Annotated in this window: 12 protein-coding genes, 1 tRNA gene and 1 pseudogene; 6 read left to right on the top strand and 8 right to left on the bottom strand. The window is 66.4% G+C overall.

The genetic code is table 11. The features are described from left to right. The first annotated feature begins 9 nt into the window (after positions 1-9). The 4 genes and pseudogenes from QZX62_RS00960 to QZX62_RS00945 all read left to right on the top strand — a co-directional run bounded on the left by QZX62_RS00960 (position 10) and on the right by QZX62_RS00945 (position 2,611). Complete coding sequence (locus tag QZX62_RS00960) at positions 10-531, top strand: pyridoxamine 5'-phosphate oxidase family protein (protein ID WP_294171496.1); 522 nt, start codon at positions 10-12, stop codon at positions 529-531. 107 nt (positions 532-638) lie between these two features. Beyond that, complete coding sequence (locus tag QZX62_RS00955) at positions 639-818, top strand: hypothetical protein (RefSeq protein ID WP_294171494.1); 180 nt, start codon at positions 639-641, stop codon at positions 816-818. Positions 819-856: 38 nt separating this feature from the next. Beyond that, a pseudogene (mtgA, locus tag QZX62_RS00950) lies at positions 857-1,594 on the top strand (monofunctional biosynthetic peptidoglycan transglycosylase); the annotation flags it as partial. Between the two features lie 369 nt (positions 1,595-1,963). Continuing rightward, a complete protein-coding gene (locus QZX62_RS00945) occupies positions 1,964-2,611 on the top strand; it encodes a hemerythrin domain-containing protein (RefSeq protein ID WP_294171493.1) in 648 nt (215 codons plus the stop codon). A gap of 88 nt (positions 2,612-2,699) precedes the next feature. Here QZX62_RS00945 and dnaE read toward each other — a convergent pair whose 3' ends face one another. The 5 genes from dnaE to proS all read right to left on the bottom strand — a co-directional run bounded on the left by dnaE (position 2,700) and on the right by proS (position 10,847). Beyond that, entirely contained in the window at positions 2,700-6,134 is a 3,435-nt protein-coding gene (dnaE, locus tag QZX62_RS00940) for a DNA polymerase III subunit alpha (protein WP_294171491.1), read from the bottom strand. Between the two features lie 60 nt (positions 6,135-6,194). Continuing rightward, on the bottom strand, positions 6,195-7,145 hold the full coding sequence (locus QZX62_RS00935) for a hypothetical protein (RefSeq protein WP_294171490.1): 951 nt from the start codon (positions 7,143-7,145) through the stop codon (positions 6,195-6,197). Between the two features lie 444 nt (positions 7,146-7,589). Continuing rightward, positions 7,590-8,285: an ABC transporter ATP-binding protein gene (locus QZX62_RS00930; RefSeq protein ID WP_294171489.1), complete on the bottom strand. Its 696-nt coding sequence runs from the start codon at positions 8,283-8,285 to the stop codon at positions 7,590-7,592. After that, the gene (locus QZX62_RS00925; RefSeq protein WP_294171488.1) at positions 8,278-9,528 is read right to left on the bottom strand and encodes a lipoprotein-releasing ABC transporter permease subunit; all 1,251 of its coding nucleotides are present in this window, start codon (positions 9,526-9,528) and stop codon (positions 8,278-8,280) included. Before QZX62_RS00925 ends, QZX62_RS00930 begins: the two co-directional genes overlap by 8 nt. Continuing rightward, the gene (proS, locus tag QZX62_RS00920) at positions 9,525-10,847 is read right to left on the bottom strand and encodes a proline--tRNA ligase (protein ID WP_294171487.1); all 1,323 of its coding nucleotides are present in this window, start codon (positions 10,845-10,847) and stop codon (positions 9,525-9,527) included. Before proS ends, QZX62_RS00925 begins: the two co-directional genes overlap by 4 nt. Positions 10,848-11,296: 449 nt before the next feature. On the opposite strand from proS, the gene QZX62_RS00915 reads away from it, so the two are divergent. Beyond that, a complete protein-coding gene (locus QZX62_RS00915) occupies positions 11,297-12,175 on the top strand; it encodes a phosphatase PAP2 family protein (protein WP_294171486.1) in 879 nt (292 codons plus the stop codon). Between the two features lie 95 nt (positions 12,176-12,270). Here the strand turns inward: QZX62_RS00915 and QZX62_RS00910 are convergent. Next, positions 12,271-12,347, bottom strand: a tRNA-Met gene (locus tag QZX62_RS00910). A 155-nt stretch (positions 12,348-12,502) separates the two neighbouring features. Between QZX62_RS00910 and QZX62_RS00905 the strand changes: the two genes are divergently transcribed. Further along, the gene (locus QZX62_RS00905) at positions 12,503-12,916 is read left to right on the top strand and encodes a DUF3775 domain-containing protein (RefSeq protein ID WP_294171485.1); all 414 of its coding nucleotides are present in this window, start codon (positions 12,503-12,505) and stop codon (positions 12,914-12,916) included. On the opposite strand, the gene QZX62_RS00900 is transcribed toward QZX62_RS00905, so the two are convergent. Next, complete coding sequence (locus QZX62_RS00900; protein WP_294171483.1) at positions 12,913-13,416, bottom strand: 2'-5' RNA ligase family protein; 504 nt, start codon at positions 13,414-13,416, stop codon at positions 12,913-12,915. The two genes, QZX62_RS00905 and QZX62_RS00900, sit on opposite strands and share 4 nt — an antisense overlap. Further along, positions 13,413-13,979 (bottom strand): PRC-barrel domain-containing protein, encoded by a 567-nt coding sequence (locus QZX62_RS00895; RefSeq protein ID WP_294171481.1) that lies wholly within the window; start codon positions 13,977-13,979, stop codon positions 13,413-13,415. The genes QZX62_RS00900 and QZX62_RS00895 overlap by 4 nt, the downstream gene beginning before the upstream one ends. Positions 13,980-14,047: the final 68 nt, after the last annotated feature.

Genomic DNA, 14,047 nt, shown 5'->3' with positions numbered 1-14,047 from the left:
GAGACGGTGATGGCGGACGCCAATCGCGACCAGGAACTGAAGCAGATGTTCTGGAAGGAGCTCGCCTCCTCCCCGTTCATGATGATCGGCCTGCAAGGCGTGGAGGACAGCCGCACGCGGCCTTGGACGGCGCAGATCGATACTGCCGATGCCGGCGACAAGGAGGATGGCGGAACCATCTACTTCTTCGGTTCCAAGTCCGATCATCTGGTCCAGGGTATCAGCACCGGCAACCGCGCCGTGGCCACCTATGTGTCCAAGGGACATGACCTGTTCGCTCACATCCATGGCACGCTTGAGCTGGTCAACGACCGGGCCCTGGTAGACAAACTCTGGAACCCCTTTGTCGCCAGCTGGTACAAGAACGGCAAGGACGATCCGGAGGTTCAGTTGGTGCGCTTCGACACCGACAAGGCCGACATCTGGAAGTCGGAATCGGGCGCTACGCTGGTAGCGGCAGCCCTGAAGATGCTCGGGCGTGATCCCGGCGAGGACCACCAGCGCGCCAATCGCGCGGAAGTCTCGGTCTAACAGGCGGCCGGCTGTAGCGTCGTTGCCACAGTACCCTTCTTACGCATGAAGTCGGGAACATGACTTTGGCTGGCGGATTGTTGTTAGGTGCTCACAAGAGATCCGACTTGAAAAACCAACCAGGCACCAACGTGCAGGTCGTAGCTCGGGAAGCCCCCGCGTCCGACCTTCTGGCGAAGGCAGCGCAATGCCGTAGGCTGGCGGCCGGGGTATGCGATTTTGAGGCGGCGCAGGTGCTGCGCGCAATGGCCGACAATTACGAGACTGGCGCCCGCATTCGCTCCTGACGCTTTGCAGCCGGCGATACCGCCGTTAGGTCCAACCCATGGCCCGCAGCGCTGCCTCGCCTTCTCCGATCCCCAGATACAAGCGCGCAGGCACCCGGCGTTCCTTGCCCGGCCGCTTGGCGCTGTTCTTTCTGAAGCTAGCGGTAGCGTTCCTGCTGCTGTCCGTGCTGTGGGTGGTCGCCTATCGCTTCATCAATCCTCCAATTACCGCGACCATGGTCAGCGACCTGCTCGTTGGGCGCGGTGCCAATCGTGAGTGGATGGGCATCGACCGGATTGACCGCGACATGGTCCGCGCCGCCGTCGCCGCGGAGGACAGCAAGTTCTGCCGGCACTCCGGCTTCGATCTGGAGGCAATCGAGGATGCCTTGAAGAGCAACGCCTCGGGCGGGCGGATCCGGGGCGGCTCCACCATCAGCCAGCAGACCGCCAAGAACGCCTTCCTGTGGCAGGGCGGAGGCTACTTCCGCAAAGGGCTGGAAGCCTGGTTCACCCTGCTGATCGAGCAGATCTGGGGCAAGCGGCGGATCATGGAGGTTTACCTCAACCTCGCCGAAACCGGAGTTGGCACTTATGGCGTGAACGCCGGCGCCCAGCGCTACTACGGTCATGACGCCAGTGCGATGTCGCGCCAGGAAGCGGCGCGGATTGCGGCCGTGCTGCCCCTGCCCAAGGAGCGCGGAGCCGTCGCCCCCGCAGGCTTCACCCGGCGCTACGGCAACAGCATCGCTGCGCGGGTCGGCGTGGTTGCCCGCGACGGCCTCGACCGCTGCGTCTACCAGGGTGCGTCCGCCCCGGTGAACCGGGCTCCCCCGCCAAGCCGCAGGCCGCAGCGGCTGCCCGGTGAGGAATATGAAAGCGCCAGGCCCCTCCCGCCTTTGCAGGAGGTCGTGCGCGATCTGCCGGAAGCCAGCGATTTGCCCTTGGAGGTTGCGCCGCAGCCTGCGGGTGACCCGGCACTAGAGACGGACGGTCCGATCGAGGAAGCGCCGTCGCCGGAGATTCCGGCCGAGGCTCCACCACCCTTCGAAGCTGAGGAGTCGCCCGTTAACGCACTGTGAGGCGGATGAGAGTTGTTCGCAACAGGAACGCCGCTGCTCACCCATCGGTTGGAGCCGCAATCCATTCCGATAGGAGAGCAGACGATGGCCACCCGTAGTGACACCCGCGACAACAAGAGTTCCGACCGGCGCACCGAGCGCAAGCACAGCAGTTCCGACGGGAGCGCATTTAGCTTCGGCTCCAGCGCCAACACCGGCCCGCTGCTGGGCGCCCTGGCAGCAGGTGCGGTAATCGGGGTCGGCGCGAACTGGGCGCGCAAGTTCCTGATGCAGAAATCCGCATCGATGGCTGCCGGCAATCAGTGGGACGAGATCCTGAAGCTCGAGCATAAGGCGACGCTTGCGACCTTCGATACCTTGCTTGCGACCGACGACAACGAGACAGGCAAGCGCGCGACCTTGGTCAAGAAGCTCAGCTACGCGCTGGAGAAGCATGCCCATCAGGAAGAAAACGTCGTCTACCCGGCGCTTCGTCAGGCCAACGAGACAGTGGACGCCGACCACCTCGAGCATGAGCACGGCTACGTGAAGACCTACCTGTACGAGCTCGACAACATGCCCAAGGATTCGCCGGAGTTCCTGGTCCGCGTCCGCGAGTTCCGCAATCTCATCGCCGAGCATGCGCGGATGGAGGAGGACCAGGTCTACCCGCGGTTCAAGAACGAGATCAGCGAAGAGCAGAACAAGAAGATCACCGCGCTCATGAACAAGGAAGGCATGAAGATGCTTTGATCCGCCGCAGGCGGACCAAAGCACCCCGAACTCGATCCGGGCTTCAGGAGGGCGGGATCGGCTCGATGCCGAACCCGCCCTTTCTACGTCATCCCACCAGCCGCATCGGCTCGGCTGCATCCAGAGCGATGCTCCCTGCACCTGTGTGCCGCTCCAGCCGGGCGACCAGCTCGGCATCGAGCGCATAGTTCTTGCCCAGCAGCAGCACGGCCTCGCGTCCGTTCGCCAGCCGGGTGACCAGTCGCACGAACCCAGTACCGCCCGCCGCCTTGCGCAGCTCCGCGGCGACCGCCTCGATGCAGGCGACGTCCTCGCAGCGGATCCTCAGCTCTAGCCTGCTCCGTTTCGCCAGCTCGTCCAGCGGCTGGAAGCGGCGGATGGTGACCCGCGGCTGCTCCTCGCCCGGACGCCGGTCCACCTCGACCGACAGCAGGCCGCAGGCGCCCGCCTTGGCGGCCGCCTCCACCGCGGCGCTCGCTTCATCGTCGAACACCGTCGCGTCGAACTGTCCGGCGCTGTCGCTTAGCCGCGCCATCAGGAAGCGCCGCCCTTTCTGCGAGGTGCGCCACCGGGCCTCCTCCACCAGGCCGGCCATGGTCGCGGCGGTGCGGCCGCCATCCACGGGCATGGGGATGCTACCGAGCTCGGCTGAGGTGCGGACCCGGTGCGCGGCCAGCAGGTGCTTGTGGTGATCGACCGGATGCGCCGAGAAGTAGAAGCCGAACGCATCGCGTTCCGCCGCCATCCGCTCGGCCAGGCTCCATTGGGCATCGCGCGGCAAACGGATGGGCGCGACCGCAACTTCGCCGGGACCGCCGAACAGCCCGCCTTGCCCGCTTTCCCGCGCATCCGCGGCGCTGGCCGCATGGGCGAGGATCGTTTCCACGCCCGCATGCACCGCCGGGCGGTTCGGGTTCAGCCCGTCCAGCGCGCCCGCGGCGGCGAGGCTCTCCAGCTGCCGCCGATTGAGCAGCCGCGGGTCGATCCGATGGGCGAAGTCGTCCAGGCTCTTGAACCGTCCATTCCGCTCGCGCTCGACAACCAGGTCGGCCATTGCCTTCTCACCGACGCCCTTGAGCGCACCAAGCGCGTAGCGGACGCGGCCGTCCTCGACGCTGAAGTCCGCACGGCTCCCGTTCACGTCAGGCGGCAGCAACTCCAGCCCCGACCGGCGCAGGTCCTCGACGAACAGGCTGAGCTTGTCAGTCTGATGAATGTCGAAGCTCATCGAGGCGGCAAAGAACTCGGCCGGGTGGTGCGCCTTGAGCCAAGCGGTATTATAGGCGACCAGCGCGTAGGCCGCGGCGTGCGACTTGTTGAAGCCGTAGCCCGCGAACTTGTCGATCAGGTCGAACAGCCCGTTGGCCTTTGCTGGCGTGATGGCGTGCGCCGCGCAGCCCTCCACGAAGCGGGCGCGCTGGGCGTCCATCTCCGCCTGGATCTTCTTGCCCATTGCCCGGCGCAGCAGGTCCGCCTCGCCCAAGCTGTAGCCGGCCAGCACCCTGGCCGCTTCCATCACCTGCTCCTGGTAGACGAAGATGCCGTAGGTTTCCTCCAGCACCTCTTCCAGCATCGGGTGCGGGTATTCGATCGGCACCCGGCCGTTCTTGCGGTCGCCGAACAGCGGAATGTTGTCCATCGGGCCGGGCCGGTAGAGCGACACCAGCGCGATGATGTCGCCGAAGCTGGTCGGCCGCACCGCCGCCAGCGTCCGCCGCATGCCTTCGGATTCGAGCTGGAACACGCCCACCGTGTCGCCGCGCTGGAGCAACTCGTAGACCTGGGGATCGTCCCACTTCAGCTTGGCATAGTCGACCTCCACGCCGCGCTGGCGAAGCAGCCGCTGCCCTTCCTTGAGCACCGACAAGGTTTTGAGCCCGAGGAAGTCGAACTTCACCAGCCCCGCCGCCTCGACATATTTCATGTCGAACTGCGTAACCGGCATGTCGGAGCGCGGGTCGCGATGCAGCGGCACCAGCTCCTGCAGCGGCCGGTCGCCGATCACCACGCCCGCCGCGTGGGTGGAGGCATGCCGCGGCAGACCTTCGAGCTTCATCGCCAGGTCGAACAGCCGCTTGACCTGCGGCTCGTCGCGGTACTCGGCCGCGAGCTCGCTCACCCCGTTCAGCGAGCGCTCCAGCGTCCAGGGATCGGTCGGGTGGTTGGGCACTAGCTTGGCGAGCCGGTCGACATGGCCGTAGCTCATCTGCAGCACGCGGCCGGTATCCTTGAGCACTGCCCGCGCCTTCAATCGCCCAAAGGTGATGATCTGCGCCACCCGGTCCCGGCCGTACTTGCCCTGGACGTACTGGATGACCTTGTCGCGGTGGGTTTCGCAGAAGTCGATGTCGAAGTCCGGCATCGACACGCGCTCGGGATTGAGGAAGCGCTCGAAGAGGAGGTTGAGTTCGATGGGGTCAAGGTCGGTGATGGTCAGCGCCCAGGCGACCGCCGAGCCGGCGCCGGAACCACGGCCGGGGCCGACCGGAATGTCGTTGGCCTTGGCCCACTTGATGAAGTCGGCGACGATCAGGAAATAGCCCGAGAAGCCCATCCGCGCGATGACGTCGAGCTCGAAGTCGAGCCGCTCGCGATAGGGCGCCTTATCGCCTTCCCCCCGGTCGGCCAGTCGCTCTTCCAGCCCCGCCCGTGCGTCCCGGCGCAGCTGCTCGTCCTCGTCGTCGCTGAGCCGCGGGAGAATCGGTCGGCGCTTGGGCGCGGCGACGGCGCAGCGCTCGGCAATCACGGCAGTGTTGGCCAGCGCTTCGGGCAGATCGGCGAACAGCGCCTCCATCTCGCCCGCGGATTTCAGCCAAGCATGCTCGCTCGATGCCGTCCGATCGGCGCTCTCGACGTAAGCGGACTGGGCGATGCACAGCAGCGCGTCGTGCGCCGGGTGGAAGGCCTGCTCGGCGTAAGCCGCGGGATTGGTCGCGACCAGCGGCAGGTCGAACGCGTAGGCGAGATCAATGAGCGCGCTCTCCGCCGCTTCTTCCGCGCCGTCCCCGCGACGTGACAATTCGATGTACAGACGCTCGGGAAAGATCGCCTGCAGCCGCTCGAGATAGTCGCGTGCCGCACGCGCCTGCCCATCAGCCAGCAGACGGGCAACCGCGCCTTCACCGCCGGCGGTCAGCGCCAGGAGCCCGCCCGCCTGCGCGGCAAGCGCTTCCAGGCTGACGTGCGGGGTGTCGCTGTCGGGCCGCTCCATGTGCGCCGCGGACACTAGCCGGCAAAGGTTGGCGTAGCCCTCCTCATCCTTGGCGAGCAGCACCAGCGAGTCGAGGCGGGTGCCCGGCAGGTCGGCCGGACGCGCCAGGCCAAGGGTCGCGCCGATCAAGGGCTGCACGCCTTCGCCCATGCAGGCCTCGCTGAAGGCCATGGCAGCGTACAGCCCGTTCCGGTCCGTCAATCCAACCGCCGGAAAGCCGAGCTTGCGCGCCGTCTTAGCGATGGTCTTGGGCTCCATCGCCCCCTCCAGCATGGTGAAAGAGGAAAAGACGCGAAGGGGAACGAAGACCATCGATCCCACTATAGAGCGGTGCGCCTCCGAGCCAAGCGCGCCGCCCCGGTTATCCCCAGCTTAGCGCGGCGGTTGCCACCGTCCCGACATGATGTCGGAAATCTCGCGCATGCGGCCGCGGTAGGTCTGCGCCACGCAGGCGTCGGAAGTGCACTGGTCGCGATGCCCAAGGAACGCGTCGCGGGTGCGTTGCAGCAGCGCACGCTCCGAGGAGTCGGCCCGCCGCAGCGCCGCCACATATTGCGCAGCCATCAGCCGATCGAGCGAGGCAAGCTCGGGATCGCCGCACACCGCGCGCTCGCCGCGAGTGCGGGCATTGGCGCAGTTGAAGCTAGGGCGGGCCGCGGCCGCTCGCGGGGGGGCGGGTTCGGCACGTGGCGCGGGCGTGGGTGCGGGCGGCGGAGGGGGCGCAGTCGGGACTGGCACGGGTGCCGGCTGCTGCGGCGATCCCGGGGGCAGCGCCTGAGGCAGCGGCTGCCCCGGCTGAACCGCCTGCGGCAAGCCCGGCTGGGTGCCGGTCCGTGCCAGGGTCGCCAGCGGGACGACGATCCCATCCGCGCCGCTCAGGGTCACCACATCGCCGGTGCGGTCCGCTGCCGGCTGAAGCGCATAGTCCATCTCAGCGGTCAGGGTGCGGCGGCCGCCGACCACCGCCACCCCCGGCGGAAGGTCGATCGACACGTTGCCCGAGCAGACCTGGGTGCCGAGCTCCTCGTCCTGACGCTTGAGCACCGGAGCATCGACACGCACCACGGCGTAGGCGGCGAGGCGGTCGAACGCCGCCTGATCGGTGCCGCGAACCTGGGCGGCGCGGCGGAACAGCTGCTGCTTGATCGACTCATAGGTGCGCTGGGTAGCGCAGCGCTCCGCAGGCCCTTCTGCAACAGCGGCGTTCTCGCTTGCGGCACCCGCTTCATTGAGGCGGTCTTCAGCCGGCCCGGCCCGAGTGAGGCGATAGGCGAAGAAGCCAATCAGCAGCAGCGCAAGGAGACCCGCCAGAATGGCAAGCATCCGCCCCCGGGATCGTGGCCGCTCGGTCGTTGCAAGCGGCGGCGCGGGAGGCGGGGGCGGCGGAACCGATCCGCCCGACCGCGGGTCGGGCCCATGCCGGGGATCGTAACGCGGGTCGGCACGAGAATCATATCGTGGGTCGTACCTCGGGTCCGTCCGCGGATCGTAGCGCGCGTCCGCCCGGGGATCGTACCGCGGATCGTAACGGGGATCCGCCGGATCGTGCCGGGGATCGCTGCCGGCAGCGAAGCCTCCTCCCTCGCGAGGGTCATATCGCGGATCGCTGCGCGGGTCGTAACGGGGGTCCTGACGCGGGTCGTTGCGCGGATCGTAACGGGGGTCCTGACGCGGTTCGTTACGCGGGTCGCGGGGTGGACGGTTGCGCGGGTCACGCGGGTCGAAGGGCGGCTCGGACGGACGATCTGGCATGACGGGCGCAACGTTTCAGGGGCGATTTGGTCCCAATGGCTCAAGCCGACCGTCGTGCAGCCGAACGACCCGGTCCATTTTTGCCGCTAGTCGCTCATTGTGCGTTGCTACCAGCGCGGCACTGCCCTCGCCCCGGACGAGCCCCAGAAATTCGGCGAGCACCACGTTCGCGGTAGCCTCATCGAGGTTCCCGGTCGGCTCATCCGCCAGGACCAGCGGTGGCCGGTTTGCCAGGGCGCGCGCAACCGCCACCCGCTGCTGCTCGCCGCCCGACAGCTTGGCCGGCCGATGCTCCAGCCGCGCTCCAAGACCAAGGGTGGTCAGCAGCTGCTTGGCCCGGTCATGCGCCTGGTCCGTTTCAGCGCCGCGGATGATCTGCGGCAGGACCACGTTTTCGGTTGCATCGAAATCGGCCAGCAGGTGGTGGAACTGGTACACGAAGCCGAGCGCGTCGCGCCGCAACTCCGTGCGCTGGTCGTTGTCGAGGCTCGCGGCTTCCTTGCCGGCGATCCGGATTGAGCCCGAGAAGCCGCCTTCCAAGAGGCCGACCGCCTGGAGCAGGGTCGACTTGCCAGATCCTGAGGGCCCAAGCAACGCCACGATCTCGCCCGGCTGCACCGCCAGGTCGATGCCGCGGAGCACTTCGATCGTAACGTCGCCCTGGACGAAACTGCGCGCAAGGCCGCGGGTCTCCAGGACCGGCTCACTCATAGCGCAGCACCTGCACCGGATCGGTGCTCGCCGCCTTCCAGGCGGGATAGAGCGTCGCCAGGAATGCCAGCACCAGCGCCAGGACAACAATCGCGGTCACCTCCAGCGGGTCCGTCTTGCTGGGTAGCTCGGACAGGAAACGAACACTGGGGTCCCACAGGTTCTGACCGGTCAGAACCTGGATGGCGTTCACCACCGCCTGCCGGAAGAATAGAAACACCGCTCCGAGGAGCAGGCCGAGCAAGATCCCCAGAGAGCCGATGGTCACCCCAACCGTCACGAAGATCTTGAGCATGCCGCGGCGGCTGGCGCCCATGGTGCGGAGGATGGCGATATCACGCGTCTTGGCGCGGACCAGCATGATTAAGGAGGACAGGATGTTGAACACCGCGACCAGGATGATCAGCGACAGCACCACGAACATGGCAATCCGCTCGACCTCCAAGGCCTCGAACAATGCCGAGTTCATGGAGCGCCAATCGACCACCACGCCCCTGCCCTGGACGATCTGTTGCAGAGCGCCAAGCTGGTCGTTCATCCGGTCGGGCGCCGCGACTTCCACTTCGATGGTGCTGACGTCCTCACCCAACATGAGCAGGTTCTGCGCGTCTTCCATGGGCATCAGCACATACAGGTTATCGAGATCGTAGATGCCGACCTCAAAGGTGGCGCCCACCGTATAGCTGACGATGCGCGGCACGGTACCGACTGGGGTGGAACGACCCTCCGGGCTGATCAGGCTGATCGTACCGCCGGGGTAAGCGCCAATGGACTCCGCAAGCCTGCTGCCGATGGCAACCCTGTCGCTGCCCGGCGTCAGGGAGCGGATGTCGCCGGATTTGACTCCGCCCGAAATGGTGGGATTGGTGCGGATGTCCTCGACCCGCATTCCGCGGACGATCGCGCCGGTGGCGCGTCCGTTTCCACTCACCAGCATCTGTTGTTCGATCAGCGGCGTCGCCGAAGTAACGCCCGAAACCCGCCTGGCCTGCGCAGCCATTTGCTGCCACCCCGGCAAGCGGCCGTCGTATCCCTGAACCACAGCATGACCGTTCAAGCCGACGATCTTGTCGAACAGCTCCGCCCGGAAGCCGTTCATCACACTCATGACGATTATCAGCGCCGCTACGCCCAGCGCGACCGCGCCCAGGCTGATCGCCGCGACCAGGAAGATGAACCCCTCGCCCTTGCCGGGCAACAGGTAGCGCTTGGCAATGGTGCGTTCGTAGCGGTTGAGGATCACGCCGTCAGCCTCGCCAACGCGCTTTCCAGGCTAAGCTCCTGCTTCTCGCCGGTGCGGCGATCCTTGAGCTCCGCTGTCCCCTGCGCCAGGCCCCGCGGACCGATGATGAGCTGCCAGGGCAGGCCCATGAGGTCCATGCCGGCGAGCTTGGCCCCGCCCCGCTCGTCCCGGTCGTCGTAGAGCGTCTCGACCCCCGCCGAAGTCAGCTTGTCGTAGAGGTCGCCGGCGGCCGCGACGCTTGCCGCGTCGTCGCCGCGCATGGTCACCAGTCCCACCCGCCACGGCGCCACCGCCTCCGGCCAGACGATCCCGGCCTCGTCATGGCTGGCTTCGATGATCGCCCCCACAAGCCGCGACACGCCGATGCCGTAGCTGCCCATCTGCGGCGTCACCATCGCGCCATCTGGCCCCGACACCCGAAAGCCCATGGCTTCGCTGTACTTGGTGCCGAAGTTGAAGATGTGCCCGACCTCGATGCCGCGACCCTGCCGCTGCCGCTCGCCCGGCACCTCGGCCCAGCGCGTTTCTTCATGGGTCTCGTCGGTCGCCGCGTAGGTCTGGCCGATGCGGTCGAATAGCGCCTGCAGCCCCACGGCATCGCCGTAACTGAGCCCCGACTGGGTCCAATCCATGCCCTCGTACTCGGCATCGTAGAACACCTCGCTCTCACCGGTCGGAGCAAGCACGATGAACTCGTGGGAAAGATCGCCGCCGATCGGCCCGGACGCCGCCTTCATCGGTACCGCTCGGATGCCCATGCGCTGAAAGGTGCGCAGATAGGCGAGCAGCTGCGTATAGTAGCTTTGCCGCGCGCCAGCCTCGTCCAGGTCGAAGCTGTAGGCGTCCTTCATCAGAAACTCGCGCCCGCGCATCACTCCGAACCGCGGGCGCACCTCGTCGCGGAACTTCCATTGAATATGGTAGAGCGTGCGCGGGAGGTCGCGGTAGCTGCGGGCCTCGTCGCGGAAGATGACGGTGATCATCTCCTCGTTGGTCGGCCCGTAGAGCATCTCGCGCTCGTGCCGGTCGCGGATGCGCAGCATTTCCGGCCCATAAGCGTCGTAGCGACCGCTCTCCCGCCATAGCTCGGCCGATTGCAGCGTCGGCATCAGCAACTCGATTGCGCCCGCCCGGTCCTGCTCTTCGCGGACGATCCCCTCGATCTTCTTGAGCACGCGGTAGCCGAGCGGCAGCCACGCGTAGATGCCCGCGGCCGTCTGCCGCACCAGCCCGGAGCGGAGCATCAGCTTGTGACTGACGATCTGGGCGTCGGTCGGGCTTTCCTTGAGGACCGGCAGAAAGGCTTGGGACAGGCGCATGGGCGCGCGTCCTAGGGGGCAGAAGCTGAACTGGCAATGCAAGCGGGCATGTGGCGCGACCGACACAGGGCCTACGCAAAGGTCACGGCCGCGAAGCTTCCCGTGGACAAGTCGGGGCCCGTGACCCTAGCCTCCTTTCTCCAAGCGGTCATGGGTGCAAGCCCGATGATCCGGAGGACCGCGGTGAGGAGTGAGCTTCCGCTGCCGCACCACTCCAAAGGGGGCTGACGAGCAGTCGTCACGCGGACGCCCGGGTCGCTGAACAAGCGGTCCGGGCGTTTGCCGTTCGGCCAAGCCCCGACTTGCCAACGAGACGGCAGCAGCGGGTACAAATCCGGCCAGCCCGTTATCTTACGCTTAACTCCAAAACCGTGAACACACTATTTCAATCTTGTGACAATCCGTGTATCGATGCCCGTCTGAGGAGCCGTATAGAAGAAGGGTCATTTATGCTTGACACCCGGGTGCCTGTCTCTTCGAAGCGGCTCGAGCCCGACAGTCAGGCCAGGCTGGGCAGGTATCTCTCCGCCTCCTCGGGCATTGAGTTTAGCGGGCAGGCCAAGCTCTTTTGCTTCGCCCTGATCCTGATCCAGCTGTTCCTCGTCTGGGCAGTGAAGTTCGAGATGCCGTGGCTCATCTCTTTCGATACGGCTAGCGCCAAAGCCTTCAACCGGTTCGGCCACGCCCATCCTCAATTCGTCGGGCAGACGTACTGGCTGACGGCTGCTTTGCTGATCAAGACCTTGCCGTCGCTGATGCTCGTGGTCTGGTGCTGGTTCTCCAGCAATGACCGGCCGGATACGGACCGGCTCCAATTGCGGATCGCCGTGGGTTTGGCTGCTTCCTTCATCTCCATCGTCGTGGCGATGGCAGTTCAGGAGCTGATCGGCCATCGGGAGCGGCCGTTCTTCCAGCCGGGCTATACCTTCACACAGTTCTTCGGCGGGGCGCCTCAGCGCGACATCAGCTCCTTTCCGAGCGATACATGCGCGCTGGTGTTTGGCTTGAGCACCGTCGTTTACCTCTACTCACGCCGAGTTGGGCTGTTCGCCTTTGGGTGGGCGGTGTTTGCCGTGGCTCTGCCAAGGCTGGTGACCGGCATCCACTTCGTCAGCGATGTGGTGTTTTCGGCCCTGAATGGGATTGTGCTCGTTATCCTTGCCAGTGCCGTGCTGCCAGCGCTCGTGAAGGCCCCGATGTCGTACATTCTTGAGCGCTATCGGGCGCTAACCTACGCGCTCACCTTCGGATTGTTGTTCGAGGCCGGTCGCATGGGCGGCGACCTGCGTCCGCTAGTGACCGGCATGCTGAAGGCCATCGTGTCCTAAGGAACCCTCCGCCGATTGCGGCGCGGCTGTTCATCGGATCCGTGCGACCGCTTCTGGCGGCCCTTGTCCCCGGCAAGGTCGTCGACCGGAGAAGATGGTAGCGGAGGAGGGACTTGAACCCCCGACACGCGGATTATGATTCCGCTGCTCTAACCAGCTGAGCTACTCCGCCCCACGATGCCCGCGGCTCCAGGGGGCCAACGGATGGTCTCGGGCTGCCCGCCAGGCGGGTGCGGGCGGCATATAGTGGGGGGGCGTGCGCCGGTCAACGCGGTGGAACCGTCCGCTCCATCCCCGTGTTCAGCGGGCAAATCAGGAGATTGTCAAATGGACCCGCTGACCCCCCTCGACACGCTTTGCCGCATCATCCTGCGTGCGCGGGAGTATGAAGCTCAGACCCCCGGCGAGTTCGAGGACGAGGCCGCGGACAACGTGGACGACGAGGACGAAGGCGCATTGTCGGTCTTGGAGGACGACATCAACACGGGCGTTGAAGAGGAGCTCCGGCAGGCGTTCGACGATCTGGGCGAGGACCAGCTTGCCGAGGTGCTCGCCTTCTGCTGGGTCGGCCAAGGAACCTATGAGGCTTCCGACTGGAGCGAGGCCATGGAAGAGGCGATGGACACCGGGCGCAGCGGGGCGGTCGAAGAGCTGATGGACCTGCCCATGCTCGCCTCCGTGCTCGAAGCCGGGATGGCGGCCTTCGACTTGACCTGCGAGGGCGTGGGCGAACTGAGCTAGGCGCCCCGGAAGCTCCACCGGCCGAGCGCTTCCCAGGGCCCTCCGAGGTAACGATGTAGCCCAAGGCCGCTGATGCCGAGCGGCCGCGGACGGAATGCCGCCTCCAGGGAGCGCAGCAGCGCTTTCGCCTCCGCCGCCTCCACCTTGTTCTGAACGGTGACGTGCGGCCGCCAGCCCTGCCCATCCTGCGCGGTGAGCAGGCCTTGGAAGTGATCGGCCAGGGACCCGCGGATGGCTTCAAGCTCATCCGAAACGATCCGGTAGGCCACGCCCCGCCCCAGGTTCATCAATCCGGCCACCGTCGCTCGGGGCGGCGCTCCGCCCACATGCCGCGCAAGCTCTCGCCGCACTTCGCCTTCGGCCGACGGCGGCAACGCATGGAACATCGTCAGGTGCGCAGACAGCTGGTTGCGCTCCGGCGGGAAGTAAGCGCGGCGCTCACCGTCAAGCCAGGCGAAGTCCCGTGCCCCAAGCTCCGCGGTCACAATCAACGCGCTCATCGTCCGGGCCAATTGTCTTTGGTGAGCTCGGGCAACGTGGAGAAGCGCCCCTCGTCGAACCTGGTCTGCACCGCCCCGTCGTGCACCTGGGCATCCCCCCACTCCAGCCGCCGGAAGGTCTCCCCCACCCCGGCCAGCCCGCCCTCGGCCACGACCAGATACTGCAGCCGCCCGCTACCGCAGCCCAGCATGGCGTCGACGCAGGTGCCAAGGTTCGCCCCGTCGGCGCTCACCAGCTTGGCGCTGTTCAGCGACGACGCCGGGAACAGCGTTTCGCCCGGCAGCGCGCGGCTTTCCTCTGCTGCTGCCTGTGCCCCGTCCTCCACCTTGGCCTGTCGCCCGAGCCAGCGCCACACGCCGAACAGGTTCAGCGCCGTCATCACGATGTTGGTCCAAATGAGCGCCGGCTGTCCGGTCAGGATGCCGAGGGTGAACCAGGCGATCGAGCCGACGGTGAAGACGATGAAGCCGTAGCCGGTGATCCGGGAACCTAGGTTCGAAGCGGTGAGGCAGGCGGCGAAGATGGTGGCGACGGTCGCGACCCAGGAGGCGATCTGATCCATGGCGCGTGAACCTGCGGCGCGGCGCATGGTTCACGCGCTCGTCTCGGCAGAAGCGGAATACCGGCGCT

The sequence above is a fragment of the uncultured Sphingomonas sp. genome, assembly GCF_902806265.1.
In the GTDB taxonomy this organism is placed as follows: Bacteria; Pseudomonadota; Alphaproteobacteria; order Sphingomonadales; family Sphingomonadaceae; genus Sphingomicrobium.
This window is presented reverse-complemented; position numbering and strand designations above follow the sequence as displayed.